Source organism: Colwellia sp. BRX10-4, from assembly GCF_014077465.1.
GTDB lineage: Bacteria > Pseudomonadota > Gammaproteobacteria > Enterobacterales > Alteromonadaceae > Colwellia_A.
This window is the reverse complement of the sequence record NZ_JACGVZ010000143.1, coordinates 1-264: the sequence shown is the minus strand read 5'-3', so window position 1 is coordinate 264 and position 264 is coordinate 1. Positions and strand designations below refer to the sequence as shown.

Below are 264 nucleotides of genomic sequence, written 5' to 3'. Positions count from 1 at the left end.
TAACAACAATGCTTTAAGTTGATATTTAGCCTCTTTTAAGTCTTTCATGCCTGTTTCTCGTGCTCGGGATAAATCACGTTCGGCTTCATCTTCGGGCTCAGGGACATAGATAGATGTTAAGTCTTCAGACTTGAGCAGCTTTGCAAGTTTGAGCGCATCACGTTTATCGCTGAGTATTTTACCTAAATGAACTGACTTAGTGCCGCGCTGGTCTTCGTTATAAGCGACTTTAGTAAATGTTTTATGGGTATCTAAGCCAATGAA

Annotated in this window: 1 pseudogene; it reads right to left on the bottom strand. The window is 40.5% G+C overall.

Annotated features, from left to right (window positions below):
* Window positions 1-264 (bottom strand): annotated as a pseudogene (locus H4J67_RS20170) (IS110 family transposase); the annotation flags it as partial.